We start from the raw sequence: 25,445 nt of genomic DNA, 5'->3' as shown, positions 1-25,445 counted from the left end.
GACTATGACTGATACGCAGGATCGCCGCGTCGCGGTGGTCACCGGGTCTACCCGGGGCATCGGGCGCGAGATCGCCCGCGAGCTGGCTCGCGCCGGCATGAACGTGGTGGTGAACAGCTCTTCGGAGAAGAGCCTGCCCGCCGCCCAGGAGCTGGCCGCCGAGATTGCCGCCGACTTCGCCGTGGAAGCGGTGGCCGTGGCCGCCAACGTGGCCGTGGAAGAGGAGGCCAACGCCCTCATCGCTGCCGCCACTGATGCCTTCGGCCGCGTGGACGTGCTCGTGAACAACGCTGGCATCACCCGGGACGGCCTGGCCGCCCGCATGAGCGACGAGGACTTCGACGCCGTCATCGACATCAATTTGAAGGGCAGCTTCCATTGCTGCCGCGCCGCCGCCAAGGTGATGATGAAGCAGCGCTGGGGCCGCATCATCAACATGTCCAGCGTGGTGGGCGTCTACGGCAACGCCGGCCAGGTGAACTACGCCGCCTCCAAGGCCGGTGTCATCGGCATGACGAAGTCGCTGGCAAAGGAGCTGGCCCGCCGCAACATCACGGCCAACGCCGTGGCCCCCGGCTTCATCGCCACCGACATGACCGACGCGCTCTCCGAGGCCCAGAAGGCTGCCATCGTGGATCGCATCGGCAGCGGACGTCTGGGCGAGCCCGCCGACATCGCGCACCTGGTGCGCTTCCTCGCCTCGGACGAGGCGTCCTACATCACCGGTCAGGTTATCTGCGTGGACGGAGGTATGTCCCTATGAGCGAGAATATGAGCGAGAGCGTGCAGACCCGCCGTCCCGACGGCAGCCATCGCGTCGTCATCACCGGTGTGGGCGCCGTCACTCCGGCCGGCGTGGGCGTGGACGCGCTGTGGAACACGCTGATGGAGCGCGGCTGCTGCATCGGGCCCATCGAGCGCTTCGACACGACCGACTACGAGGTGCACATCGGCGCCGAGGTGCGCGACTTCGACGGCACCGAGCACGGCCTCACGAAGAAGGAGGCCCGCCGCTTCGAGCGCTTCGTGCAGTATGCCATCGTGGCCGCCGACGAGGCCCTGGCCCAATCCGGCCTTGAGGTGACCGAGGCGAACCGCGACCGCATCGCCGTGGTGTTCGGCACCGGCATCGGCGGCATCGACGAGCTGGAGAAGAGCTTCGCCACCCTGCAGGAGAAGGGCCCCAAGCGGGTGAACCCCCTGTTCATTCCCACGATGATCGGGAATATCGCCGCCGGCAACCTGGCCATTCGCTACGGCATGCGCGGCGAGTGCCTGAACGTGGTGACCGCGTGTGCCACCGGTGCCCACTGCATCGGCACGGCCCTGCGCGACATCCGCCATGGCTATGTGGACGCGGCCCTGGTGGGGGGCACCGAGGAGTCCGTGAGCCCCATCTGCATCGCCGGGTTCACGAACCTGTCGGCCCTCACTCGCGCCGAAGACCCCCAGCAGGCCTCTCTGCCCTTTGACGCCCGCCGCGGCGGATTTGTGGCCGGCGAGGGGGCCGGCGCCCTGGTCATCGAATCGCTGGAGCACGCCCTGGCCCGCGGCGCTGAGCCTATCGCCGAGATCACCGGCTTCGGCTCCACCGGCGACGCCTACCACATGACCGCCCCCGACCCGGAGGCCGCGGCCATCACGGCCGCCATGGCCGCAGCCCTCGCCGAGGGGGGCTTCACCCCGGCCGACCTGGGCCATCTGAACGCCCACGGCACCGGCACCCCGGCCAACGACGCCGGCGAGTCCAAGGCGCTCGCCAACCTCATGGGCAGCGTCGAGGCTGCCTCTTCGGTGCCCGTCACCTCCATCAAGGGCACCACGGGCCACATGCTCGGCGCCGCCGGCGCCGTGGAGGCCATCGTGTGCGCCCTGTCCGTGGCCCGCGATGCCGTGCCCCCCACGGCCGGTTTCGCCGAGCCCGCCGAGGACTGCCCCGTGGCCGTGGTGACCGAGGCTGTGACCGACTACCCGCAGAAGGTTGCCCTGTCCACCTCCCTGGGCTTCGGCGGCCACAACGCCGCCCTGGCCTTCTCGCCCTATAAGGGCGTCCCCCTTGTGAGGAACATGGGACATTACCCGGTAAGGGTGTCCCGCTGAGAGAAAGAAGCGATCATGGCCGACGAGACGACGCTGGCGCCGCTGCCCTGGGGGCGCGACGTCATCGAGAGCATCCTGCCCCACCGCGACCCGTTCGTGTGGGTGAGCCGCGTGGTGGCCATCGAGCCCGGCGCGTCCATCACCGCCGAGCTGGACGTGCCGGTCGACCTGGACATCTTCCGCGGGCACTTCCCCGATCACCCGGTGCTACCGGGGGTCATCATCATGGAGGCCCTGGCCCAAGCTGCCTCCATCGCCATGCTGCAGGCGCCCGAGCTGCGCGGCCACATCGGCTTTCTCGCCGGCATCGACGGCGCAAAGTTCCGCCGCCAGGTGGCCCCGGGCGAGACCGTCACCCTGACGGGGCGCATCGTGAAGTCCTCGCGCCGCTTGGTGGTGGCCGAGGTGGAGGCCTCCGTGGCCGGCGAGGTGTGCGCCACGGCAACCCAGAAGTACGTGCTCGCCTAGGGCGCGTCGAACCGAGAGCTAGAGGGATCGAATCATGGCTAAAACGGCATCCAAGTACATCAGCTTCGACAGCGACGGGCGCCTGTTCGCCGATGAGACCGTCGGCATCGAGGAGCCGGCCGGAGCCGAAGCGCCCGAGAACCCGTCCCTGAAGGCGGCCGTGGCCTACGCCTTGGACGCCATCGTGGATGCGGCGAGCGCCCTGCCCGAGAACGCCGCCGCCCTCATCGCGCCGGCGCCCAAGGCCGAGCGGATGGATCCCGAGGAGGCCACGCTCACCGTGGGCTGCGACGTGCGCTCCACCATCGGCGACGACTTCGCCGTGACCGCGACCGAGGGGGCCGACGGGCACCCGCGGGCCCTCGTGGTGGCCTCGGCCAAGAACGCCCGGGCCTTCGTGGGCCCCATGGAGCAGGCCGGCCTGGACGTGGTGTTCGCCACGGTGGACAACCGCTCCCTGGACGGCTTCGCTCGCCGCCAGCTGCCCACCTACAACCTGGGCAGCACCTCGGCCGCCGTGAGCGCCGAGCAGTTGTCCGGCAACATCTACACCGTGCTGTCGGCGGCCAAGGAGTGCGGCGCGTCCCTCATCTTCATCGACAGCCCCACGGCTCCCCTGGCCGTTGACGAGTACTTCCTGCGCCATGCCCGCAAGCGCGGCCTGCGCGTGTTCGCCCCGGCTGCCGAGGGCACCCAGCTCATGGGCTGGGTGGAGCTGCTGCCCGCCGCTGACGGCCTGGCCGCGCCCACGGCCGCTCCCTGGGAGAGCGCCGCGCCCGCGGCCGCCGACGATGACGAAGGCCCCACCCACTGGCGTCGCTGCCACGCCTGCAAGCTCTTCTTCGACAAGGAGGAGATCATCTCCGAGGGTTTCACCTGCCCCGCCTGCGGCACCCTGCAGCGCATCCGCTCCGACGAGCGCCTGGCCCTGACCGTGGATGCGGGCTCCTTCGAGGAGTGGAACGCCCAGATGGCCGATTCCAACCCGCTCGACTTCCCCGGCTACCCCGAGAAGATCGCCGACCAGCGCGAGAAGAGCGGTCTGGAAGAGGCCGTGCGCACGGGCCGGGCGACCATCGCCGGCCTGCCCGTGGCCATCGGCGTCATGGAGTCCGGTTTCTTCATGGGCTCCATGGGGCATGTGGTGGGCGAGAAGGTGGCGGCCCTCATCGACCGCTCCATCGAGGAGAAACTGCCCGTGGTGGTGTTCTGCGCCTCCGGCGGCGCGCGCATGCAGGAGGGGCTCACCTCTCTCATGCAGATGGCGAAGGTGTCCTGCGCCGTGGAGCGCCTGGGCCGGGCCGCGCTGCCCTTCATCACCGTGCTCACCGATCCCACCACCGGCGGCGTGACCGCGTCCTTCGCCATGCAGGGCGACATCATTCTGGCCGAGCCACGGGCCCTCATCGGGTTCGCCGGCCAGCGGGTCATCCGCGACACCATCAAGCAGGAGCTGCCCGAGGGCTTCCAGACCGCCGAGTTCGCCCTTGAGCACGGCCTCATCGACGCCATCGTGGAGCGCGGCCGGATGCGCAGCGTCCTGGCCCAGATCCTGGCCCTGCACGCGCCGACCGATCCGTCGCGCATCGTCACCTACCACAGCGTGATGGACGCCCTGGAGGTGGGCGCTGGCGCCTACGGTACCGTGTCGGTGGCTCCCGAGGCCCGCATCGTGGGCGAGCGCATCCGCGCCGAGGAGGCCGCGGCCGGCTTTCTGCGGAAGGTACCCGTGGTGGGCAGCCTCATCGGCCGGGGCGAGGAGGAGAGCGCCGCGGAGGCCGACCGCCGCGAGCTGGACCGCTACGCCCGCCGCGAGGCCCGGCGCGCCAACGTGAGCGCCGATGCTGCCGCCGGCAGCGCCTGGGAGAGCGTGCAGATCGCCCGCAACGTGCACCGGCCCACGGCCAAGCGCTACATCGACGGCATCGTGGAGGGCTTCATCGAGCTGCACGGCGACCGCGCCTTCGCCGACGACGGGGCCATCATGGCCGGCATCGGCTGGATCTCCGGGCATCCGGTCACGGTGATCGCCCAGGAGAAGGGCGCGACCCTGGCCGACCGCGTGGCCCGCAACTTCGGCTGCCCCCAGCCCGAGGGCTACCGCAAGTCGCTGCGCCTCATGGCCCAGGCCCAGAAGTTCGGCCGGCCCATCCTGTGCCTGGTGGACACCCAGGGCGCCTTCTGCGGCACCGAGGCCGAGGAGCGCGGCCAGGGCAACGCCATCGCCGACAACCTCGTCTTCATGGCCGGCCTCACCGTGCCCGTGGTCAGCGTGCTGCTTGGCGAGGGCGGCTCCGGCGGGGCGCTCGCCCTGGCCGTGGGCAACCGCGTGGCCATGCAGGAGCACGCCGTGTACTCGGTGCTCTCGCCGGAGGGCTTCGCCTCCATCCTGTGGAAGGACCGCACCCGAGCGCCCGAGGCCGCCCAGGTTATGCAGATGAACGCCGAGGCGGTGCTCGCCGGCGGCATCATCGACGCGGTGATCTCGGAGGGGGAGGGCCCGGCCCACGAGAACCCCGAGGCCGCCGTGGAGGCCGTGCGGGAGTACGTGAAGGAGGCCTACAAGGAGCTGACCGGCCTCTCGCCCGAGGAGCTCGTCGCCCAGCGCCAGGAGCGCTTCGCCCGGTTCTAGGGCCGTTGAGATAACCTTCGCGAAACGCTTGGACGGGCCGCCCGGCAGGGGCGGTCCGTTCGTTTATGCTGGCCTTCGTGGAACCTCGTCGATGGGAGCAGCTATGCATATGGGACCGCGGAAGGTCATCTGGATCGCCGGCGCCACCGGGCGCATCGGTCAGGCCGTGGAGCGCCTGCTCGACCACGGCGACTACGTCATCATCACCACCGATACCGAACTGGACGTGACCGACCACGAGGCGGTGCTCCAGTACGTGTCCATCAACCGGCCCAACATCGTCATCAACTGCGCCGCCATGGCCGACGAGGCCACCTGCGAGGCCCATCCGGTGGAGGCCTACCGCGTGAACGCCATGGGCGCCCGCAACCTGGCCGCCGCGGCCTGGTCGGTGGGGGCCTCCATCGTGCAGCTGTCCACCGACGATGTGTTCTCGGGCACCGACCGCGGCAGCTACAACGAGTTCGACGCGGTGCTGCCCCGGGACAACGCCTACGCGAAGTCGAAGATCGCCGGCGAGAACTTCGTGCGCGAGCTGAACCCCAAGCACGTCATCGTGCGCTCGAACTGGGTGTACGGGGCCGAGCCCGGCTACTGGCTGGCCGACCTGCTCATGGCCGCCCGCACGGACACCCCCTTCCCCGTGGCCGAGAACCAGCTCTCGTCGCCCACCTCGGTCACCACCCTGGCCGCCTGCATCGTGGCCCTCATCGAGAGCGAGGAGTACGGCTTGTTCCATGCCGCCGACGAGGGGGTGGTAAGCCGCCTGGACTTCGCCCGGGAGGTGCTGCGCCTGGCCGGCCTGCCCGATGGGTGCCTGCGGCCCGTGAACGATCCCGCCGAGGCCCGCACCATCAACCTCGTGAACCTCATGCTCACCATGACTGGCATCTACACGATGCCTCCCTGGCAGGACGACCTGCGCGATTACCTGGCCGCCCACGACCTTTTGGCCTAGAGGCGCCCGGCCATGGAGTTCCGCAACCATCTGCAGCCGACCGAAGGGCCCGAGGGTTCCGGCGGCCGCCCGTGTCTCCGCCTGAGCCGCCTGAGCTTGACGGGCCGCATCCTCGTCGCGCTGGGACTGGGACTTTTGGTCGGTGTGGTCTTCCACTACCTGGTGCCGGCCGGCCCTGTGCGCGACGACGTGCTTGTGGGCGGCGTCTTCTATCTGGTGGGCCAGGGGTTCATCCGGCTCATGCAGATGCTCGTGGTGCCGCTCGTGTTCTGTTCCATCGTCTGCGGGGCGGCGGCCATCGACACGAAGACCTTGGGATCGGTGGGCCTGAAGACACTGCTCCTGTACCTGCTCACCACGGCCATTGCCATCTCGCTGGCCCTCGGCGTGGGCAACCTCATCAACCCCGGCGAGGGGGTGGATATGTCGTCGCTGGCTGCGGTGCCCGGCGACGGGGATGCCGCGCCCCTCGACGAGGCGGCCGCGACGAACACCATGGACACCCTGCTCAACATCATCCCGAAGAACCCCGTGGCGGCGCTGGCCAACGGCGACATGCTGCCGCTCATCTTCTTCGCCCTGTTCGTGGGTATTGTGCTGGCCCGGCTCGGGCGGCGGGTGGAAACGGTGCATAGCTTCTTCGTGCAGTTCAACGACATTATGATGGAGATGACCTCGCTCGTCATGAAAGCGGCGCCCCTGGGGGTGTTCTGCCTGCTCGCCCGCACCTTCGCCAACGTGGGCTTCGAGGCTTTCCTGCCCATGGTGAAGTACATGGGCGGCGTGCTCGCGGCCCTGGCATTGCAGCTCGGCGTGACCTACATGGTGCTCTTGTGGGTGTTCGCCCGCATGAGCCCGCTCATGTTCCTGCGGAAGTTCTTCTCCGTGGCCGCCTTCGGCTTCTCCACGGCCACGTCGAACGCCACCATCCCGCTGAATATCGAGACCCTGGAGAAGAAGATGGGGGTGGACCGGCGCATCTCGTCGTTCACCATCCCGCTCGGCGCCACCATCAACATGGACGGCACCGCCATCATGCAGGGGGTGGCCGTGGTGTTCACGGCCCAGCTGTTCGGCGTGCCCCTGGGGCCGGCGGAGTACGCCACGGTCATCGCCACGGCCACCTTGGCCTCCATCGGCACGGCCGGGGTGCCCTCGGTGGGACTCATCACGCTGTCCATGGTGTTCAACGCCGTGGGGCTGCCCTTGGAGGGCATCGCGCTCATCATGGGCATCGACCGCATTCTGGACATGTGCCGCACGGCCGTGAACATCACGGGGGACGCGGTGGTCACCTCCATTGTAGCCAAGCAGGCCGGGCGCGTGGACATGGCGGTGTTTCGCGACCCCGATGCCGGCCGCGAGGTGGACGAGGTGCGCGTGGTGGTGCACCAATAACGCGGGGCAGTGTCGCAGGGCATGGGTGTTCGGAATGGCCTGGGATGGTCTGATCGGGCTTCTCAAAAACCTGTTTTTGCGCAACAAACTCCGCGAAGAAGACATCGACCGTTTCCGGGCATGGCATCTCGAGCTATGGGATCGAAGCTACCAGGGAAAACATCGAGCTTGGGGAGGGCTTTGCCCGATCTGGCGCTCGCAAACGGGGTGTGAAGTCTATTTCGCGGAGTTTGTTGCGCAAAAGAGCCGTTTTCGGATACCAAAACGAAGGGGCACCCGCCCGGGTGCCCCTTCGTTTGCGTTCTATGATGCGCGGGCCTACAGCATGGTGGCACGCAGCTCGTCGGCGCTCAGGGGCGACAGCAGTGCCGGAGCGATATCGAAGATGGTGCGGCAGCCCACTTCGCCGGCCTCGGCCATGCGGGCGCAGGCGCGGGCGCACGCCGCCAGCACGCTCCCGGTGAACTCGGGGTTGGAATCCAGCTTCAGGGAGTACTCGATCACGTGGGTGTTCTCGCCTGAGGCCCCGGTGGTGCCGGTGCGGATGACCGAGCCGCCGTGGGGGATGCCGGCGTGGTCGCGATCCAGTTCCTCCTGGCTCACGAAGGTGACCGTGGTGTCGTAGTCGGCGAAGTAGTTCGGCATGGTGACGATGGCCTCTTCGATGGCGGCGGTGTCGGCGCCCTCCTCGGCCACCACGAAGCACTCGCGGGTGTGCTTGTCGCGGGTAGTCAGCTCGGGGTTCGCGCCGGAGCGCACGGCCTCCAGGGCGGCGGGCACGGGCACGGTGTACTGGCGGGCATCCACCACGCCGGGGATGCGGCGGATGGCATCGGAGTGGCCCTGGGACACGCCGCGGCCCCAGAAGGTGTAGTCGGCGCCGTTGGGCATGATGGCGTTGGCATAGACGCGGCTCACCGAGAACATGCCCGGATCCCAGCCCACGGAGATGACGGCCACATGCCCTGCCTCGCGGGCGGCGGCATCCACGGCGGCGAAGTGCTCGGGGATGTTGGCGTGGGTGTCGAAGGAGTCCACCACGTTGTAGAGCGCAGCAGCCGCGGGGGTCTGCTCGGGCAGGTCGGTGGCTGAGCCGCCGGCCAGCACGAGCACGTCGATGTCATCGGTATGGGCGGCCAGCTCGTCGGCGGGCCACACGGCTACGTCCGCGCCGTAGGGGTGCACGGTGGCGGGGTCGCGGCGGGTGAACACGCCCACGAGTTCCATGTCGTCGTTGGCGGCCACGGCCAGCTCAACGCCGCGCCCGAGGTTGCCGTATCCGAGGATGCCGATGCGAATGGGGTTCAAGGTTGCCTCCTAGAATGTCTGCTTCTCGATCGCGGTCTATTATCACCCAAGTTGCCGCGGCCCGGTTCAGACGATGCGTGAGTGTAACGTGGTTTTAACGGAGCCCCCGGCCTCCGCGATGCCTCCCGCTCGCCGCGGGCGGCTCCGCCGGCCCGTTGGGGGATGTGCGACACGGGCCGGGTGCCTCCGGCCGTGGAGGCGCGGGACGCGGGTGGCGAGGGGCGGGAGCTGCGCCGGGGAGCGGCGGGGGTTGCCAAGCCGGGCCGGGTTCCGTCGGCCGCAAAGCCGGGCCGGGCGACGGCTCCTGGGGCGGCGCCCGCGAGCGGCGGGCTGTCCTCACCCTCGGTGGGAATGCGCAGGGTGAACACCGTGACGCCCCGTTCGCTGGCCGCCTCGATGACGCCGTGGTGGGCCACGACGATCTCCCGGGCGATGGCCAGTCCGAGCCCCGCGCCGCCGGAGCGGGTGGTGCGGGCCCCGTCCTCGCGGTAGAACTTCTCGAAGATGGTCTCCAGGTGGGCATCGGATATCTCGCGGCCTCGATTGGCCACCGTGATGGTGGTGAAGCGTCCCTCGGGGCGGGCGGCTAGGGCGATGGTGGAGTTCGGGTCGGCGTAGGCCACGGCGTTGCGCAGCACATTGCCGAGGGCCCGGGCCAGCTTGTCGGGATCCACGAAGAAGCGGTCGGCGGCCCCCACGTCGATGGAGATGCGGATGCCCCGAGCCGAGGCCTCGGGGAAGAACGCCTCGGCCACCTGCTGGCAGAACAGGCGCACGCCGATGGTCTCGCGCTCGATGGGGATGGCCGACAGGTTGTAGCGGGTGATCTCGAAGAACTCGTTGATGAGGCTTTCCAAGCGCTCGGCCTTGGTGTAGGCGATGTCGGCGTACTTGCGCAGGGTGTCCCGCGGCAGATCGGTGGTTTCCCGCAGCAGGTCCAGGTAGCCGAGCACCGAGGTGAGCGGCGTGCGGATATCGTGGGCCAAGTAGGCCACCAGCTCGTTTTTGCGCTGCTCGGCCGCCTTGGCCGCCCGCTCGTCGGCGATGGACTGGGTGCGGATGACCGCCAGCTCGTTGCGGGCGATGGACAAATCGGGCGGCAGCTCGATGGGGGCGTCCTTGTCGGCCAGCAGCTTGCCCACGGCCTCGGCCAAGTCGTCGAAGTAGCGCAGGGACTTGTTCAGGGTGCGCAGGATGATGAAGAGCCAGCCCGCGACGAAGGCGAGCGCGGCCAGGGGCAGCTTGAAGGACTTGATGAAGGTGTAGGTGGCCACATCGCGCACCGAGGTCACGCCGTTCTCGTTGGTGATGGTCTGCCAGACGGGGTGCTCGTCGGAAAGTCCCACGGCCTGGGCCCGCTGGTCAGCGGGCAGGCTCGTCCAGGTGTTGAAGGCCTCGTCTTGGGCTTGGCGGTAGGCATTGCCGAGAACCTCGTCGAGGGCTTGCTGATCGTAGCCCATAACGGCCGCGGAAGTGAGTATCTGGACGACTTCCTGCTCGGGGGTGTTCTCGGGTACGAAAGGCGAGGGCAAGGTGAGGGAGAGGCGCAGCTCTTGGATGGACATGGACACGTGCAGGGCCGCGAGGGCCTGGGCCGCGCTCGCCTCGGCGGGAACGACGTTCTGGGCCTCGAGGATCTGCTCGTAGGACACCGGGGGCACGGGAGCGAGATTGTCGGCGCTTGCGTTGCGGGCGCCGTCGTCGGTGGCGTCGATGCCGGCCGCTTCGATGCCACCGACTTCTCCGCCAGCGTCCACTTCGGGAGTGCCGCTGGCGGCGCCCGATATCTTGGTTTCGGCCCGGGCCTTCTCGTCGGCCGCCTTCGCAGCGGCATTCTCCTCAGAGACCGTAACGTACTCGCCGATGGCGTCCTGCATCTCGTTGACCTGTCCCTGGACCTCATCGACGGTGGCCGCCTCGCCGGAATACCCTTCGTTCACGAGATCCTCGACCCACATGTCGAACAGGCCGTTATCGAGCATGCCCTGGTCGACGAGGATGCGGCGGAACTCGGGGGAAGCGTCCAAGGCGCGCCAGCTGGAGGTGGCGTTGGCCACATAATTGGCCACGGATGGCACGACGAAGGTTTCCAGGGAGAAGCAGATCAGGACGAAGGCCCCGCTGAACAGAACGAGATTGCGGATGAGGGCGCCGAGCACGCGCCGCTTGAGGACGCGGGCCTGCTCGCTCCTAAGCGCCATGGCCGTCGGCGCCGGGGCCGCCGCGCAGCTTGTAACCTACGCCCCAGGCGGTCTCGATGAAGGCGGAGGAGGCATCGATGGCGGCGAGCTTCTTGCGCAGGCGGCGGATGTGCACCATGACCGTGTTGGCCGCAGCGTCGTCGAAGCGCTCGTGCCAGGCCCCCTCGAACAGGTCGGCAGCCGAGACCGGCGAGCCCACCGACTGGGCCAGCAGGGCCAGGATGGCGAACTCCTTGGGGGTGAGATGGAGCGGCTCGCCGTGGAGCGTTGCCAGGTGGGTGCGCAAGTCCACCTCGATGGCGCCGGCGGTCAGCAGGGTGGAAGAGGCCTGGGGGGCTGCGGCCTGGCGTCGGCGCAGGCGCGCCTTCACTCGGGCCACGAGCTCCCGGGGGCGGAAGGGCTTGGTGACGTAGTCCTCGGCGCCCAGGGTGAAGCCCACCACCTGGTCGGCCTCCTCGTCCTTGGCCGAGAGGAAGATGACGGGGATGTCCATCATCTGCCGCATGCGCACGCACAGCTCGAAGCCGTCGATGCCGGGCATCATGATGTCCACGATGGCCAGATCGAAGGGAGTGCGGCCGAGCATATCGAGGGCTGCCTGGCCGCTGTAGCAGGCCAGGGCATCCATGCCCTCGGCCACGAGCAGGTTCACCACCAAATCGGCGATGGCCTGCTCGTCGTCGACCACCAATATGTGAGCGCGTTTTTCCATGGGATCCATGGTACACGATTCCAGCGGCGGCTGCAGGGCAAGGGGCCCCTCGCCGGAAGGCTTCAGAAAAAGTTAAGGTCCCTGCCGGAATCGTCAGTATTTGCTATGGGACGTGTAAGCCGTGCTGTCGATAAGGTGAGGGGGAACTTGAGAGTGGAGTAGGCGAAGGAGCGACCGATGGATACCATCCTGTACCGAACCGACGAGAGCAGCGGCCTCGGCCGGGGTCCTGCGGCGAACCCCTATGGGCGCGAGCGCTGGTGCCGCCCTGACCGACCGGCCGGCCCACGGCACGGGGCTGCGGCGAGGGAATCGGCATCGCGGGACGGGGCGGCGAAGGGCTCCGGGCGGCGGGGCGGCTCGGCGGCGTCGCAAGGGGTGCGCGGCGGCCGGCCCGTGCAGTCTGCGGCTGAGTGCTCCCGCGAGACTTCGCAGCGTGCGACGGCCTACGGTGAAGAGGTTTTGCGCCATGGGGCTGCTCACGGCGAGGGGGCTACGCGGCGACCCGGGTGCGACGGTACGGCGGTGCGGCGCCGGGGAGGGGGAGCGGACGAGGCCGCGGCTGAGGCGGCCCGACGGGTCGCAACCTTGGCGCCCCGGCCGGTGTGGCATCGCCTGCGCCCGCGCTTCATCGGCCGGGCGGCTCTGGCGGCGGTGCTGGGAATCTTTCTGGTCGTCGCTGCCTTCCAGTTGGCGGCCATCTACCGGGACGGTCGCGGTGACGGATCGGCGCCGCTGGTGCCGGCGGTTGTGGCCGACGCGCCTCAGGAGGGGGAGCCGGCGACTAGCACCCCGCGCGACCAATGGCGGCGCGGGGAGGTGCCCTTCCTCTACCAGATCGACAGCGCCTGGGCCGATGCCCCCTATGCGGGCACCGACGTGGCCGAGGCCGGCTGCGGGCCCACCTGCCTGTCCATGGTATACGTGGCTCTGACGGGCAAGGACGACTATGATCCGGCGGCCATGGCCGCGTTCAGCGAGGCGGGCGGCTACGTGGAGGACGGCATGACCGCGTGGAGGCTCATGGGCGCCGGCGCTGGCGAGCTGGGGCTTGCCTCCCACGAGGTGCCCGCCGACCGGAGCCGCATTCTCGCGGAGCTGGGCGAGGGGCGGCCCATCATCTGCTCGGTGGGGCCTGGCGACTTCACCACGACGGGCCACTTCATTGTGCTGGCCGGCGTGACCGAGGATGGCCGGGTAGTGGTGCACGACCCCAACAGTCCCGCCCACAGCGCCGAAACGTGGGATGTGGACCAGATCATCGGCCAAGCCCGCAATTTCTGGGCCTTCGAGCGAGCCTGAGGTCTCTTAGGGAAGGACCGTTCCGTGGAGGGACGCTGCTCATTCGATGGGTTCGGTGCTCAGGGTTTCCCTTGTGCTAGGATGGCCCTACGTATTCCCCGAGGGAAAGGAGGCCGTCGTGAGCGAGTTCCCGCCATCGCAGCCGGCTCCCGCCGCACCGCCGACCCCGCCTGCGCCCGCATTCGCACCCGAGGCCCCGCAGCCGGCTCCCGCATTCGCACCCGAGGCCCCGCGACCGACGAGCGCATTCGTTCCAGAGGCCCCGCAAGCGGCGCCCGCATTCGCGGCGCCGTCGCCGTCGGCTCCCGTGCTGTGGTGCCAGAACCTCACCAAGACCTACGGCTCGGCCGTGGCCCTCGATCGCTTCACGATCTCGGTGCCCGCCGGCCGCATCGTGGGCCTGCTCGGTCCCAACGGCTCCGGCAAGACCACGCTGCTGAAGATGATCGCGGGGGTGAGCCATCCCACGGCTGGCGAGGTGCGCGTAGCCGGCCTGCCCGTCGGGCCCCAGAGCAAGGCCCTCGTGTCCTATCTGCCCGAGCGCCCCTATTTCTCCCGCTCCATGCGGGTGCGCGAAATGCTGGCCTATTTCGCCGACTTCTATGCCGATTTCGATAGCGCCCTGGCCCACGAGATGCTCGGCCGCCTCGGCGTGGACCCGGCCGCGGCGTGCTCGACCCTTTCCAAGGGTACCGTGGAGAAGGTGCAGCTGACCCTCGTCATGGCCCGCCATGCGGCCCTGTACCTTCTGGACGAGCCCATTGGTGGCGTTGACCCGGCGGCGCGCGACTACATCCTGTCCACGATCATCCGCGCCTACCGTCCCCAGTCCACCATCATCCTCTCCACCCACCTCGTGCGCGATGTGGAATCGGTGCTGGACGACTTCATTCTGCTGCGCTACGGCCAGATGCTGCTCCATGCGCCCGTGGCCTACGTGCGCGAGAAGGGCACGACGCTGGATGCCTTCTTCCGAGAGGAGTTCCGATGCTAGGCAAGTTGATGACCTATGAGCTGCGAGCCCTCTGGAAGCCGGCGGCCATCATGCTCGCCATTATGGTGGTCGCGGGCATCGCCGGAACCGCTTGCCTCGGCGCGACCCGGGCGATCAGCGAGGTATCCTGGGGCGCCTATGGCTCCCTGGCGGCGCCCACGGCCGGCAATGCCACCGTGGTGCTCTTCATGGGGGCGCTGTTCTGCGGTTTTCTCGTTTGGGCGGCCGTGGCGGCGTTCTACGTGTTTTCCACCATGCGCTTCTACCGCACCCTGTTCACCGACGAGGGCTACCTGACCCTTACGCTGCCCGTGTCCACAGGGAAGCTGGTCATGGCGAAGTTCTGGGTCTCGTACTTGGTGCTGGCCGCGTTCGCCCTTGTGGCGCTGCTGATGTACACCCTCATGGCACTGGCTATCAGCGGCGGCGACGTGGATGCGGTCACCGGCGTGGCCTCCATGATGGGCGGTTGGTTCGCCTTCGCGGCCGACGGCGATGGGCTCAGCGCCCTGCTAGGTTACGGGAATATGCTGGTGACCTGCGCCTACGCTCTGGGTCTCGCCTACGGCAGCCTCACCTTGGGAGCCTGGTGGGCCCGGCGCCACAAGGTGGCCGCGGCGGTGGGCGTGTATCTGGGCGTGGGCTGGGTGCTCTCTCTCGTCTTCTCCATTGCGGGGGTGCTGGTCATGAGCGGCGATGTGGCGTCCTGGGACTTCACCCTGGGAGCCGTGGCGGTGGTGCAGCTGCTCATGAACCTCGCCGTCGCCGTCGGGTCTCTGGCCCTGTCGGCCCACCTCGTCCGCACCAAGGTCGACCTGAATTAGGAGCGCCGATCTTCGCAGCTTCCGCGACGTTTGGGATCCTTTCCGCCCAACCTTAGCTGGCAGCTAATGAAATGATTCGCGAGAACCGATACTCTTCTTCACGGCCATGAGGCGAAACATTCATGAGAAGAAGGGAATCATTATGGAGAAGAAACCGACGTCCGGTCTCGCCGTGACGGGGCTGGTGCTGGGGATTATCGCGCTGTTCAGTGCCTTTGTGCCGTTGTTGAATTTGCTGTCGTTTCCGTTTGTGCTGCTGGCCATTATCTTCGGAGCCATCGGGCTTATCCAGACGATCAAGGGCACTAAAGCAGGCAAGGGCCTTGCCATCGCCGGCTTGGTGCTCGGTGTGCTCGCGTTGCTGGTGACGATGGCCATGTACGGCGGTGCCTCGGCTGCCTCCGACGACTCCTCCGAGAATGCCCCGGTCGCCGAGCAGGCCGCGAGCCAGGATACGCCGGCTCAGGCCGAGCAGGAGGCGAGCCAGGAGGAGCCGGCCCAGGCCGAGCAGCAGGAGGCCGCCTCCGACTACGCGGTGACCATCGATGGCTGTCGCATGACCGAGGATTACGAGGGCAATCCTGCCGCGGTGGTGACCTTCACGTTCACGAACAATTCCGAGGAGACGACGAGCCCGGCGGTGGCGCTCCATGCCCAGGTGTTCCAGAACGGCACTGAATTGGAGATGGCCATCACGGCGGACAATGAAGATGCCGGCAAGTACATGAACGACGTGAAGCCGGGCGCCTCCATCACCTATGGTCTCGCCTACGAGCTGGAGGATATGAGCGACATCACCGTGGAGGTGCAGGAGCTGATGGCCTTCAACGACGTCCTTCTCGCCGAGCAGACGTTCTCCTTGAGCTAAGCGGCGCGTGGAGTACGGTTTTCGGCGCCCCGGCCCCGGTGCGGCGCGGGGTACCGCTAGAATACGGCTACGGTAATGGCGCGACGAAAAAGGAAGAAGCGTGTGGAAGAACCGCTGACAGAAGATATGCTGGCCGAGCTGCTGGAGGCTCCCGATCCTCGGGCGTTCATCAAGAAGGCCGCCCACGTGCCGCGCGACCTGTCGGCGTATCTCAACGAGCTGCTGGAGGCTCGCGACCTGAAGCGGGCGGCGGTGGTGCGCGACGCGGGGCTGAACGAGACGTTCGGCTATCAGATATTCACCGGAGCCCGGCGTGCCTCGCGAGATAACCTGTTGAAGATCGCCTTCGCGCTGGGGCTGCCCCTGCGGGAGGCCAACCGGCTTTTGCAGGCGGGCGGCGTCAACGAGCTGTACTGCAAGAACCGTCGCGATGCCATTATTATTTTCGCTCTCAGTCATGGCTATACGCTGCAGAAGACCGAAGAGGAACTGTACCGCTTCGGGGAGACGACGATCGGCTAAGAACACATCGGGCTGGAACAGGGCCGCCTCGGACGTTGCCTGGTCGGCAATCGAGGCGGCCTTTGGTACCATAGACGCTATGGAGCATGATCCGCTGGCGACATATTTGGAAGCGCTTGCGCGCGACGACTGCTACCGCGTCCATCGCGTTCTGAAGACGAATCCGCACGAGACCACCGAGGTGGTCTTCTTTGTGGGCGCCAACGATGCGGCGCTCGGTCCTTTCGTGCGCAAGCGCATCAGTGGGGAAGTGCCCCTTGGCAGCGCCTATGGGCTGCTCGCGGAGGCCCAGCGCACGGGGCATCGGTTTCGTCATCTGCCCCGCATTTACGATGTGCACGAGCGCGACGGCGATTTGGTGGTGGTTATGGAGTTCGTGGGCGGCCGCACCTTGCGCGACGTGGTATACGAGCGCGATGCCTCGGTGGCGCTGGCCCGCGAGGTGTTCCCGATCCTATGCGACGGGGTCATCGAGCTGCACGAGGGTTTTGCGCCGCCGCTCATCCATCGCGATCTGAAGCCGAGCAACATCGTCGTGAGCGACGGCGGTCTGACGATTATCGACTTCGGCATCGCCCGCGCTTTCCACGAGGGAGCCGGTGCCGACACGACCCATTTCGGCACGCGCTCCTATGCGCCTCCCGAGCAGTTTGGCTATGGGCAGACCGACGTGCGCAGCGATGTCTATGCCCTGGGCATGTTGCTGTACTACCTGGTGACCGAGCGCGATCCAGATGCCCGGGTGGCCACGGGGGGATTTGCGGATCCGGATGTGCCGCCGATGTTACGACCGGTGCTCCAGCGAGCCTGCGCTTTCGACCCCGCCGCCCGCTTTTCCTCGGTTCGGGCCTTGAAAGCGGCGTTTCTCGCGGCTATGGGAGCGCAGGCGGCGCTGGACGCGGCACCTGCGGCGGGACTGCAGGTGCAAGGGGCTGCCTCTGCGGTGCCCCACGGAGGCGCGATGGCCTCCTCTGAAGGTGCCGGAATTCCCCGACCGACAATGGTTCAGCGCGTACGGGCTGCGTTCTCTTCCCTTCGTGGAACAGAGGCTGCGGGGCTTGTGTGGGACTGCATGCTGCTGTCTGCCTGGCTTCTGTTCGTGGGCGTCGCTCTTGCGATGCCCTTCGATCCCGGGGAAGGGTACGAACAGTGGCCTCGTTGGTTGCTGGTGTTCCAATACTGGTTCTTCGCCGCGCCGTTTTTCACGGGTATTGCCTGCGCCCTGCTCGATGTGCGCGTAGTCGCCCGGATGTTTCCCCGTCTGCGGCGCTATACCCTGAGGTGGCGTCTTATCACGAGTGGCGTCCTGGTGGGGGCGGGCGTGCTGGCCGTGGGCTGCACGGTGGCCATGGCCTCGGTGTTGGGGTTGCCCCGGTAGCTGGCGCGGCTCTACGATTCCCAGCGGGTTTCCCAGAAGGCCACGGCGCTGGCGGCGGCTACGTTCAGCGAATCCACACCGTGGGCCATGGGAATGCGCACGGTGTAGTCGCAGGCGGCGATGGTGCCCGTGGCCAGGCCGTCCCCCTCGGTTCCCAGCACCAGGGCCAGTTTCTCGGCCGTCTTCAGGCGCGGGTCGGCCACGGAGATGGACTGCTCTGACAGTGCCAGGGCCGCTGTGGCGAAACCGGCCTCGCGCAGCAGCGCCACGCCCTCTTCGGCCCAGTGGGTGCCGCTTCCGATGCGGGCCCAGGGTACCTGGAACACGGTACCCATGGCCACGCGGGAGGCGCGGCGGAACAGCGGGTCGTGGCAGGCGGGGGTGAGCAGCACGGCGTCGATGCCCAGGGCCGCGGCGCTGCGGAAGATGGCGCCGATATTCGTGTAGTTCGTGATGTCCTCGAGCACCGCTACCCGGTGGGCGCCAGCCAGCAGGGCGCCCAGGTCGGGCTCGGCGGGGCGGTGGAAGCAGCAGAGCGGCCCACGGGTCTCGCGGTAGCCGGTGATGGAGCGCATCTCGTCGGTGGACACCACGGCCACGGGCACCTGCGGGTGCGCCTCGGCGATGCGGCCGATGAGCTCGGCGGCCCCGTTCAGCCAGCGCTCGTCGGTGAGCAGGGCGAAGGGGGCGCAGCCGCTGTCGAGGGCCCGGGTGATGACGTTCACGGATTCCGCGACGAAGAGCCCGGCGGCCAAACGGTCGGGGGCGCCGGCGGGATCGCAGGCCCGGGCGAGGCCCACGAGCTGCTTGGGGTCGCGCAGCTCGCCGTCGGTCATGGCGGCGAAGGGGGCGAGGTGGGCGTCATCCGGGCCAATGGCCGCCGCGCCCGGAACGTGCCGGTCGTGCGAAGCGGTCACCTCAGCTCACGCCCTTCCGTTCGATGAGGGCCGGGGCCGGCGGAAGGTAGCGGGCCGGGTAGATGAGGAACCCGAGCTTCCCGACGCGCTCCAGCAGGGCCATGACCAGCACCGGCAGGCCGAAGCAGGCCACGAGCCCCGCAGCGAAGCAGAGCCAGGGCGCGCCCGATGCCGTGACCCCCAGGGCTGTGAGACCGACGATGGTCAGCTTGAGGCCGAGGGGCGCCAAGGGCCACAGGGCCATGGTGTAGCGGGAGGCGAACCCGTAGAAGGCATCTTGGGCCCCGGAGCGGAACGCCGCCGAGAACAGCGAGGCGAACCAGACGACGCCGATGGCGTCCAGCAGGCCGTAGGAGGCCTCGCCGAGCCAGCCGGCGCCGAAGGTGATGACACTCGTGGCCACCCAGAGGGCCCCGAGGGCCCAGGCCTTCTCGGGAGTGCGCAGAAGCGGCAGCACGCGGAACAGGGCCACGCCCATGCCGCCGGCGAACCAGATCCAGTTCTCGGCCACGGCCTGCACGAGCCAGGGCAGTCGCTCGGCGGTGGGGGCCGTGGCGGGCAGGGAGAGCAGCACGACGATGGCGATCTTGCAGCCCAGGGCCGCCATCAGCAGCCGCGAGGCGTTGCGACGGCTGGCCACCGTGGGCGTGATGGCGAACAGGATGAGGCAGACGGGGAAGTACCCGAGCGGCTCCACGGGGTCCAAGAGCAGCACGTCGAGGACCGTGAGCGGTCCGAGGGGGCGGCCGCCGCCCGTGAGGGCGTTGACGACCAAGGTGAGCACGGTGAAGGTGAGGAAGGGCACGAGCAGCACCGTGGCCTCGCGCTTCATATTCGCCATCCAGGCCCGCTTCGTGCGCACGGAGCGATAGCGCTGGTAGAGGTAGCCGCTCGCGAAGTAGAACACGGGGAATTGCAGCGGGAACAGGCAGTCCTGGGCCCAGAGCACGATGCCGGCCGCGGGCAGGGGGCCGGCGGCCGTGGCGAAGGTGAGCAGGCTGCCGAAGGCGATGAGCAGGGCCGAGGTAGCCTCCATGTTGTGCACCCAGGTGTCGCTCGGATGGTCGAGGCCACGGCCGTGCATCTCGTGGACGGCCGCGGGGCGCGGGGCGGTGTGGGCGGTGGCGGTCATGGGCGCGAAAGGGTCAAGGCGGCACTTCCTGGAAGATCGCGGTCGGGCGTTGGATGGCGCCATGATACCGTGCCCGCGCCGTCGCGCAGTCCCGCACCGCTTCCCATCAGCGCGAAGCAGCACGCACGGGCGGTGCGCGGCAGGGCGTCGGCGCCGGTTGCGCACCGCCGCGACTGCGCGGCGGTCAGGGACGGAGACGACGCGGGTTGCGGCGCGGTTGCGGCGTGCGGGCGCTGCGACTGCGCGGCGGTGGGAATCTTGCGGGGCCGCGATTACGCGACGGCCCTGGTTGTCCGCAGAGGGGGCTGCGCGGAGGCAAGAGCCTGGCGGGGCCGCGATTGCGCGACGGTCCTGGCGGCTCGCGGGGGGGGGGGCTGCGCGGCGGTCAGGGGCGCAGGCGGGGAATGACCTCGTAGGGGTCGGCGTGCGTAGCGGCCGATTCGTCCCCAGCGGCCAGGAGGAGGTGCTCGAAGGCGCGGCGGCGCTCGACAGAGGCCTTGCGGAAGATGTTCGAGGCATGGAACTGCACGGTGCGCGGCGAGAGTCCCAGCTGGTCGGCGATGTCCTGATAGCAGCGGTGCTCCAGAATGAGCTGGGCCACCGCCACTTCCCGAGGCGTGAGGCCGAAGGCGTCCAGCTTGCGCCGCAGGCGCTCCTCTTCAGCCTCGCGTCGGCTCTCGGCGAGGCGGAGGGCGCGGCCGTGCCGGGCGAGGAGCGCTCCGGTTCCCATGAGCCCGAGGGCCATGGCTGTGGCCCCGATGACGACGGCGGATTGCCGCAGTCCCTGCGGGGCCGGAGCTCCGAGGGCGAGGCAGCCGGCTGCCCCGGCGAGCAGGCATCCCAGGGCGATGCAGCCGAGGGCCGCCGCGATGACGCGGCCGCTGCGGACCGCGCTCGAGCCGTGAGCGCGGCGCGGGTCATCGTCTTCGCCGACGCAGCGGCGGTCTTGTGGGGGAATGAGAAGGGAGTGGGCGACGGTAGGTCGGCCCCACGGGACAGGTGCCTCCATGGTTGCTCCTTAGGAACGGGAAGGGCCAGGGCTCTTCGGTGAATAGGGCCCCAGGTGAGGATGGGCGTTGCCGCTTGGGAGGGCCGTGGGGCGTGCGGGCGGCGAGCGCGGTCCGCACGCCGACGGAGAGGCGGTTCTGAGATGCCTCGCGTGGGTTTCCGATCATAGCACGGGACGTTGAATGACATGCTATTCTATGCAGAATATGATAGATCGATTACCAATATGGACAAATTTCGTTAAAAACCAGCCTGTTTTCGCCCCTTGTCGAGCTGCCCTAAACGTGGACTTTCTTGGGAAGTGGAAGCGGTTTGCTGTGCCCATGGTAGGATTTTGCGTCGCTTCGCGCTGGTTCGCCGGACCCGCGGGCGCCAGTGCCGCCGCGCAGTCCCGCGGTGTTCCCGATAGAGTAAGGGGCGAGTTCTTCCATGGATATGTTCATCGAGATTCTGAAGGCGTTCTTCATCGGCGTGGTGGAGGGCATTACCGAGTGGCTGCCCATCTCTTCCACGGGCCACATGATCCTCGTGGACGAGTTCGTGAAGCTCAACGTGTCCGCTGAATTCTTGGAGCTGTTCCTCGTCGTCATCCAGCTGGGCGCCATCATGGCCGTGCTCATCCTGTACTTCCACAAGCTGAACCCCTTCTCGCCCCGCAAGACGGCGCCCGAGAAGCGCGGCACCTGGCGGCTGTGGGGCATGGTGGCCATCGGCTGCATCCCGGCGGCGGCCATCGGACTGACCCTGGACGACTTCTTCAACGAGTACTTCTACAACGCGTGGACCGTGGCTGTCGCCCTCATCGTGTACGGCGTGGTGTTCATCCTGCTAGAGCGCCGCAACCGTCGGCGCGAGGCGGCCTACCGAGCCTCCCATGACGCCCGTGCTGCCCGTGGGGCCCATGCCCGGCCGCTGCCCGTGGGCCCGGGCGATGACGGCGACGATGCCGAAGCCGCCCTGTTCCGCGTGCGCACCGTGGACGAGATCGACTGGAAGACGGCGCTCAAGATCGGCTGCTTCCAGATGCTCGCCATCATTCCCGGCACCTCGCGTTCCGGCTCTACCATCATCGGCGGCATGCTCTGTGGCTGCTCGCGCACGGCGGCGGCCGAGTTCACGTTCTTCCTGGCCATTCCCGTCATGTTCGGCTGGGGCGTGCTGAAGCTCATCAAGTACATCCTGGCCGTGGGCCTGGCCATGACCGCTACCGAGATCGCCGTGCTCGTCGTGGGCATCCTCACGGCGTTCGTGGTGTCGGTCATCTCCATCAAGTTCCTCATGGGCTACATTAAGAAGAACGACTTCACCGCCTTCGGCGTGTACCGCATCATCGTGGGTGTCGTGGTGCTGGCCTACTTCGGCGTGAAGGTGCTGCTGTAGCTGGCGGCGCTGCGCGAGAGCGCCCGCGAGCCCTCTTCGGCCCCGCGGGTGTTTGGTCGTGCCGCGGTAGCCAATTAAATTGTCTTATGATAATCTGCTCCCCGTGAAAGAGCGGTGTCGCACCGGATTCGGTGCGACGTTGTCGGAAGGGGAGGAGCGCTGTGTTCGGCGAACTGATTGTGGCCTACCTCTTCCTCGGCGGCACGGGGGCTGGCGCCTGCGCGGTGCTGGCGGCGCTCGGACTGCTTGCCGATCGGGACGATGTGGCCCGTGGGATGCGAGAGCGGTTCCGCGACGGTCGCGGCGCGGTTTACCGGCGGCTGTTCGTTCCGGGGCTCACTGCGGCCCTGAGCGCCCTGGCCCTGGGCGTTCTGTGTCTCGCTGCCGATCTGGGGCGGCTCGATCGCATTCTGGTGCTCGCGGCTGCGGCCCCGACCCATTATCTCGTCGTGGGGTTCTGGGCCATTGCGGCGAGTATGGTTCTGGGCGCGGCGTCCCTGCTTGCATGGCAGGGGGTTCTGCCCCTCGGGCGGCCCGTGTTCGCGGGGCTGCACGGGGCGCTGCTGCTGGCTGCCGTGGTGACGGCGGCCTACACGGGCCTGCTGCTCGGCGGTCTGCGGGCGGTGCCGCTGTGGTTCGGCCCCTGGCTGCCCCTCCTGTTCGTGCTCTCGGCGCTTTCCTGTGGAACGGCGCTGGTGGTCGCGACGGCAGCTCTGTCCGGTGCGGCTTCCTCGTTCGGCCGCGTGGTGTGCGGCCTCGCCCGGGCCGATTGCGGGCTCATCGCTCTGGAAGCTGCGGCCCTGGCGCTGTGGCTCGCTGCGACCTGGGCTGCTGCGGGCGGGATGGCTTCCAGCACGGGCTTCCCCGCTGCCCCGTCGACGCCGACGGATGTCGCCGCCCTCGCCTCGGTGACGGCCCTTGTGGAAGGCCCCTGGGCGCCGGCGTTCTGGGGCGGTCTGGTATTCGGAGGGCTCGCCGTGCCCTTCGCCGTGGAATCGGCTCTGGTGCGCCGGCACACCGCGGCGGCCGCTGCGTCCGACGGCCCGCGCTTCCGGGCGCGGCTGTTTGGCAGCGCGGCCTGCGTGCTCGCGGGCGGGGCGTGGCTCCGCTACCTCGCGGTGGCCGCCGCCGTGCAGCCGATCGTGTCCTCTGCCCCTGTGGCCCTCTGACTCGAAGAAAGGTTTCCCATGTTTCCCTTTGAAATCGACGAAGCGAGCGATGTGCCCCTGTGGGTGCAGCTGCGCAACCGCATCGCCTACCTCATCAACGACGGCTACTTCAAGCCCGGCGACAAGCTGCCCACGGTGCGTGGCCTGGCTTCGGAGATCTCCATCAACTACAACACTGTGAACAAGGCCTATCTGAGCCTCGTGTCCGACGGGTATCTGGAATCTACCCGCGGGCGCGGCGTGTTCGTGACCGATATGGCCGCGGCCGAGGGCGGCGAGGGACGCGGCGAGGCGGACGCGGTGCTCGACGACTGCATCGCCGCCTGTCGCGATCTGGGCATGGACTACGACGACATCGAGCGGGCCATGGGCCGCAAGATCAAGCGCTTGAAGCACGAGGAGGCCCGCCAGCGGGGCGAGGTGTCGGCCCGTATCATCGACTTCGAGCAGTCCGTCGGCCGCAAGGCGAAGGAGGCGTGAGCATGACCCGCGAGAAGAAGGAGCACCGGTTCCGCGTTGCGCCCGACCCGACCACCGAAGTGGTGGGGGAGCGGGCATCGAGCACCGGGGTGCTCGTGTTCTCGGCGGTGCTGTTCGCCGCTGCGTTCGCCGTAGGGCTCGCCGCGGGCTGGCTGATAGTGGGCGCGGTGACGCTGCCGGGCATCGTTGGGGCCGCGGTGGCGGGGCTTATCGCCCTGTCGTCGTGCCATGTCGCCCAGCAATGGGAACGGGTCGTAGTGCTGCGCCTCGGTCGCTTCAACCGCGTGTCGGGCCCGGGGCTGTTCTGGACGTGGCCCGTCGTGGAGGCGAACACCCTGCGCGTGGACACCCGCACGCGGGTGACCACCTTCTACGCCGAGGAGACCCTCACGGCCGATCTGGTGCCCCTGGATGTGGACGCCGTGCTGTTCTGGCACGTGTGGGACGCGAAGGCGGCCTGCCTGGAGGTGGGCGACTTCACCCGGGCCGTGGAGATGGCGGCTCAGACGGCCCTGCGCGACGCCATCGGCCGCGCCGGCGCCGCTGAGGTGGCCATCCGCCGCGAGCAGCTGGACCGCGAGCTCAAGCGGGTGCTGGAGGAGAAGGTGGCGCTCTGGGGCGTGACCGTGCTGTCGGTGGAGGTTCGCGACATATTGCTGCCCCGCGAGCTGCAGGAGGCCATGAGCCTGGAGGCCCAGGCCGAGCAGCGCAAGAAGGCCCGCATCATCCTCATGGAAGCGGAGCAGGACGTCTTCGAGACCCTAGCTGAGATGGAGGATCTGGTGGGCGGTCCCGAGGCCGTGGGCCGCCTGCGCACCATGCACCTGCTGAACGAGTCGCTGCGCGAGGGCAAGGGCACCGTCGTCATTCCCAGCGCCTTCGCCGAAGGCTTCAACGAGGGCCTGAGCGGCCTGCTGAAGGGGTAAGTGTCAAGAATATTTGACAATCACGTCGCGTCCTTATTCGTCAAGAATATTTGACAATTCTCAAATATTAGCTAATATCAAGAAAATTTGATATTAGATGGGAGATGAACGATGAAGTGGACCAATGTGTACGGTCTCGATCAGCTGGGGTCGTTTCTCCGGCGGGCACGCAAAGAAAAGGGGTACACCCAAGATGAGTTCGCGGAGATCATCGGCGCCTCCCATGCCACGCTCTCAGCCCTTGAGAACGGGAAGAGCGTCAGTTCCCAGACGCTCATGCGTGCCATCAGCGATTTGGGCTTGAAGTTGGTGGTGCTTCCCAAAGGCGCCCAAGCGGAAGTGCGCGAGGCCCCCGCTTCTGCGGTGGTGCTCCCGCGGTCGCACCAAGAGGGAGGTCGGTCATGAATCCCGAGGTTCTCGAAGTTCGCCTCGGTGGCGAGAAGATCGGGCATCTTGACCGCACGAAGAACGGCGCGCGCTTCGCGTTTTCGGAAGAGGCGGTCTCGGAGCACCCCTCTTCGCCCCTGCTCTCAACGGCACTCTGCGTGCAAGAGGGGCCTTTCGACGCTTTGCGGACGTTCTCCTGGTTCTCGGGGCTGCTGCCCGAAGATGCGAGGCTCAATGAGTTGCAGCGATTCTACGGTGTCGCCGAGGGCGACTATTTCGGATTGCTCGCCCAGATTGGCTGGGAGTGCGCCGGTGCCGTTGAGGTGATGCCCTCGGAAGATTGGTCATTGGTGCGTGCCGGCTCTTGAGATCACGCCGGAT

At 68.0% G+C, this 25,445-nt stretch carries 24 protein-coding genes; 18 read left to right on the top strand and 6 right to left on the bottom strand.

Annotation, left to right across the window (positions count from 1 at the left end; genetic code table 11):
* The first annotated feature begins 4 nt into the window (after window positions 1-4).
* The 6 genes from fabG to ACTOXK_RS06165 all read left to right on the top strand — a co-directional run bounded on the left by fabG (window position 5) and on the right by ACTOXK_RS06165 (window position 7,556).
* Complete coding sequence (gene fabG, locus ACTOXK_RS06190; protein ID WP_482276806.1) at window positions 5-763, top strand: 3-oxoacyl-[acyl-carrier-protein] reductase; 759 nt, start codon at window positions 5-7, stop codon at window positions 761-763.
* Window positions 760-2,100, top strand: a complete 1,341-nt coding sequence (fabF, locus tag ACTOXK_RS06185) for a beta-ketoacyl-ACP synthase II (protein ID WP_482276805.1) — start codon at window positions 760-762, stop codon at window positions 2,098-2,100. The genes fabG and fabF overlap by 4 nt, the downstream gene beginning before the upstream one ends.
* A 15-nt stretch (window positions 2,101-2,115) precedes the next feature.
* Entirely contained in the window at window positions 2,116-2,568 is a 453-nt protein-coding gene (gene fabZ, locus ACTOXK_RS06180; RefSeq protein WP_482276804.1) for a 3-hydroxyacyl-ACP dehydratase FabZ, read from the top strand.
* A 34-nt stretch (window positions 2,569-2,602) separates the two neighbouring features.
* Entirely contained in the window at window positions 2,603-5,200 is a 2,598-nt protein-coding gene (locus ACTOXK_RS06175) for an acetyl-CoA carboxylase carboxyltransferase subunit alpha (RefSeq protein ID WP_482276803.1), read from the top strand.
* A gap of 103 nt (window positions 5,201-5,303) precedes the next feature.
* Window positions 5,304-6,158, top strand: coding sequence for an SDR family oxidoreductase (locus ACTOXK_RS06170; protein WP_482279875.1), 855 nt, complete (start codon window positions 5,304-5,306; stop codon window positions 6,156-6,158).
* Window positions 6,159-6,170: 12 nt separating this feature from the next.
* The gene (locus tag ACTOXK_RS06165; protein ID WP_482276801.1) at window positions 6,171-7,556 is read left to right on the top strand and encodes a dicarboxylate/amino acid:cation symporter; all 1,386 of its coding nucleotides are present in this window, start codon (window positions 6,171-6,173) and stop codon (window positions 7,554-7,556) included.
* Window positions 7,557-7,874: 318 nt separating this feature from the next.
* Here the strand turns inward: ACTOXK_RS06165 and ACTOXK_RS06160 are convergent, their stop codons facing one another.
* From ACTOXK_RS06160 to ACTOXK_RS06150, 3 genes are read right to left on the bottom strand one after another with little or no spacing between them, the layout of a single operon-like run.
* Window positions 7,875-8,864 carry a diaminopimelate dehydrogenase gene (locus ACTOXK_RS06160; protein WP_482276800.1) on the bottom strand — a complete coding sequence of 330 codons (990 nt, stop codon included), beginning with the start codon at window positions 8,862-8,864 and terminating at the stop codon, window positions 7,875-7,877.
* Window positions 8,861-11,065: a sensor histidine kinase gene (locus ACTOXK_RS06155; protein ID WP_482276799.1), complete on the bottom strand. Its 2,205-nt coding sequence runs from the start codon at window positions 11,063-11,065 to the stop codon at window positions 8,861-8,863. The genes ACTOXK_RS06160 and ACTOXK_RS06155 overlap by 4 nt, the downstream gene beginning before the upstream one ends.
* Entirely contained in the window at window positions 11,055-11,777 is a 723-nt protein-coding gene (locus ACTOXK_RS06150) for a response regulator transcription factor (RefSeq protein ID WP_482276798.1), read from the bottom strand. The genes ACTOXK_RS06155 and ACTOXK_RS06150 overlap by 11 nt, the downstream gene beginning before the upstream one ends.
* A gap of 177 nt (window positions 11,778-11,954) precedes the next feature.
* On the opposite strand from ACTOXK_RS06150, the gene ACTOXK_RS06145 reads away from it, so the two are divergent.
* The 6 genes from ACTOXK_RS06145 (at window position 11,955) to ACTOXK_RS06120 (ending at window position 17,665) form a co-directional block, all read left to right on the top strand.
* A complete protein-coding gene (locus ACTOXK_RS06145; protein ID WP_482276797.1) occupies window positions 11,955-13,079 on the top strand; it encodes a C39 family peptidase in 1,125 nt (374 codons plus the stop codon).
* A 118-nt stretch (window positions 13,080-13,197) separates the two neighbouring features.
* The gene (locus ACTOXK_RS06140; RefSeq protein WP_482276796.1) at window positions 13,198-14,073 is read left to right on the top strand and encodes an ABC transporter ATP-binding protein; all 876 of its coding nucleotides are present in this window, start codon (window positions 13,198-13,200) and stop codon (window positions 14,071-14,073) included.
* Window positions 14,067-14,897, top strand: a complete 831-nt coding sequence (locus ACTOXK_RS06135) for a hypothetical protein (protein WP_482276795.1) — start codon at window positions 14,067-14,069, stop codon at window positions 14,895-14,897. The genes ACTOXK_RS06140 and ACTOXK_RS06135 overlap by 7 nt, the downstream gene beginning before the upstream one ends.
* A 142-nt stretch (window positions 14,898-15,039) precedes the next feature.
* On the top strand, window positions 15,040-15,765 hold the full coding sequence (locus ACTOXK_RS06130; protein ID WP_482276794.1) for a DUF5067 domain-containing protein: 726 nt from the start codon (window positions 15,040-15,042) through the stop codon (window positions 15,763-15,765).
* Between the two features lie 102 nt (window positions 15,766-15,867).
* Window positions 15,868-16,287 carry a helix-turn-helix domain-containing protein gene (locus tag ACTOXK_RS06125; RefSeq protein ID WP_482276793.1) on the top strand — a complete coding sequence of 140 codons (420 nt, stop codon included), beginning with the start codon at window positions 15,868-15,870 and terminating at the stop codon, window positions 16,285-16,287.
* A 79-nt stretch (window positions 16,288-16,366) separates the two neighbouring features.
* Window positions 16,367-17,665: a serine/threonine-protein kinase gene (locus ACTOXK_RS06120; RefSeq protein WP_482276792.1), complete on the top strand. Its 1,299-nt coding sequence runs from the start codon at window positions 16,367-16,369 to the stop codon at window positions 17,663-17,665.
* Window positions 17,666-17,676: 11 nt separating this feature from the next.
* Here the strand turns inward: ACTOXK_RS06120 and ACTOXK_RS06115 are convergent, their stop codons facing one another.
* The 3 genes from ACTOXK_RS06115 to ACTOXK_RS06105 all read right to left on the bottom strand — a co-directional run bounded on the left by ACTOXK_RS06115 (window position 17,677) and on the right by ACTOXK_RS06105 (window position 20,723).
* Window positions 17,677-18,582, bottom strand: coding sequence for a TrmH family RNA methyltransferase (locus tag ACTOXK_RS06115; RefSeq protein WP_482276791.1), 906 nt, complete (start codon window positions 18,580-18,582; stop codon window positions 17,677-17,679).
* A 1-nt stretch (window position 18,583) separates the two neighbouring features.
* On the bottom strand, window positions 18,584-19,714 hold the full coding sequence (locus ACTOXK_RS06110) for a hypothetical protein (RefSeq protein WP_482276790.1): 1,131 nt from the start codon (window positions 19,712-19,714) through the stop codon (window positions 18,584-18,586).
* Between the two features lie 385 nt (window positions 19,715-20,099).
* Window positions 20,100-20,723 carry a helix-turn-helix transcriptional regulator gene (locus ACTOXK_RS06105; protein WP_482276789.1) on the bottom strand — a complete coding sequence of 208 codons (624 nt, stop codon included), beginning with the start codon at window positions 20,721-20,723 and terminating at the stop codon, window positions 20,100-20,102.
* 434 nt (window positions 20,724-21,157) lie between these two features.
* Between ACTOXK_RS06105 and ACTOXK_RS06100 the strand changes: the two genes are divergently transcribed.
* The 6 genes from ACTOXK_RS06100 (at window position 21,158) to ACTOXK_RS06075 (ending at window position 25,432) form a co-directional block, all read left to right on the top strand.
* Window positions 21,158-22,102, top strand: coding sequence for an undecaprenyl-diphosphate phosphatase (locus ACTOXK_RS06100; RefSeq protein ID WP_482276880.1), 945 nt, complete (start codon window positions 21,158-21,160; stop codon window positions 22,100-22,102).
* Window positions 22,103-22,263: 161 nt separating this feature from the next.
* Window positions 22,264-23,271 carry an NrfD/PsrC family molybdoenzyme membrane anchor subunit gene (gene nrfD / locus ACTOXK_RS06095; protein ID WP_482276788.1) on the top strand — a complete coding sequence of 336 codons (1,008 nt, stop codon included), beginning with the start codon at window positions 22,264-22,266 and terminating at the stop codon, window positions 23,269-23,271.
* Window positions 23,272-23,289: 18 nt separating this feature from the next.
* Window positions 23,290-23,751: a GntR family transcriptional regulator gene (locus ACTOXK_RS06090; RefSeq protein ID WP_482276787.1), complete on the top strand. Its 462-nt coding sequence runs from the start codon at window positions 23,290-23,292 to the stop codon at window positions 23,749-23,751.
* Between the two features lie 2 nt (window positions 23,752-23,753).
* Window positions 23,754-24,677, top strand: coding sequence for a slipin family protein (locus ACTOXK_RS06085; protein ID WP_482276786.1), 924 nt, complete (start codon window positions 23,754-23,756; stop codon window positions 24,675-24,677).
* Window positions 24,678-24,788: 111 nt separating this feature from the next.
* Complete coding sequence (locus ACTOXK_RS06080) at window positions 24,789-25,082, top strand: helix-turn-helix domain-containing protein (protein ID WP_482276785.1); 294 nt, start codon at window positions 24,789-24,791, stop codon at window positions 25,080-25,082.
* On the top strand, window positions 25,079-25,432 hold the full coding sequence (locus ACTOXK_RS06075; protein WP_482276784.1) for a HipA N-terminal domain-containing protein: 354 nt from the start codon (window positions 25,079-25,081) through the stop codon (window positions 25,430-25,432). The genes ACTOXK_RS06080 and ACTOXK_RS06075 overlap by 4 nt, the downstream gene beginning before the upstream one ends.
* Window positions 25,433-25,445: the final 13 nt, after the last annotated feature.

The organism is Adlercreutzia sp. (assembly GCF_056795635.1).
Note: the sequence above shows the minus strand (reverse complement) of the source record. Positions and strands in the feature narration are given on the sequence as shown.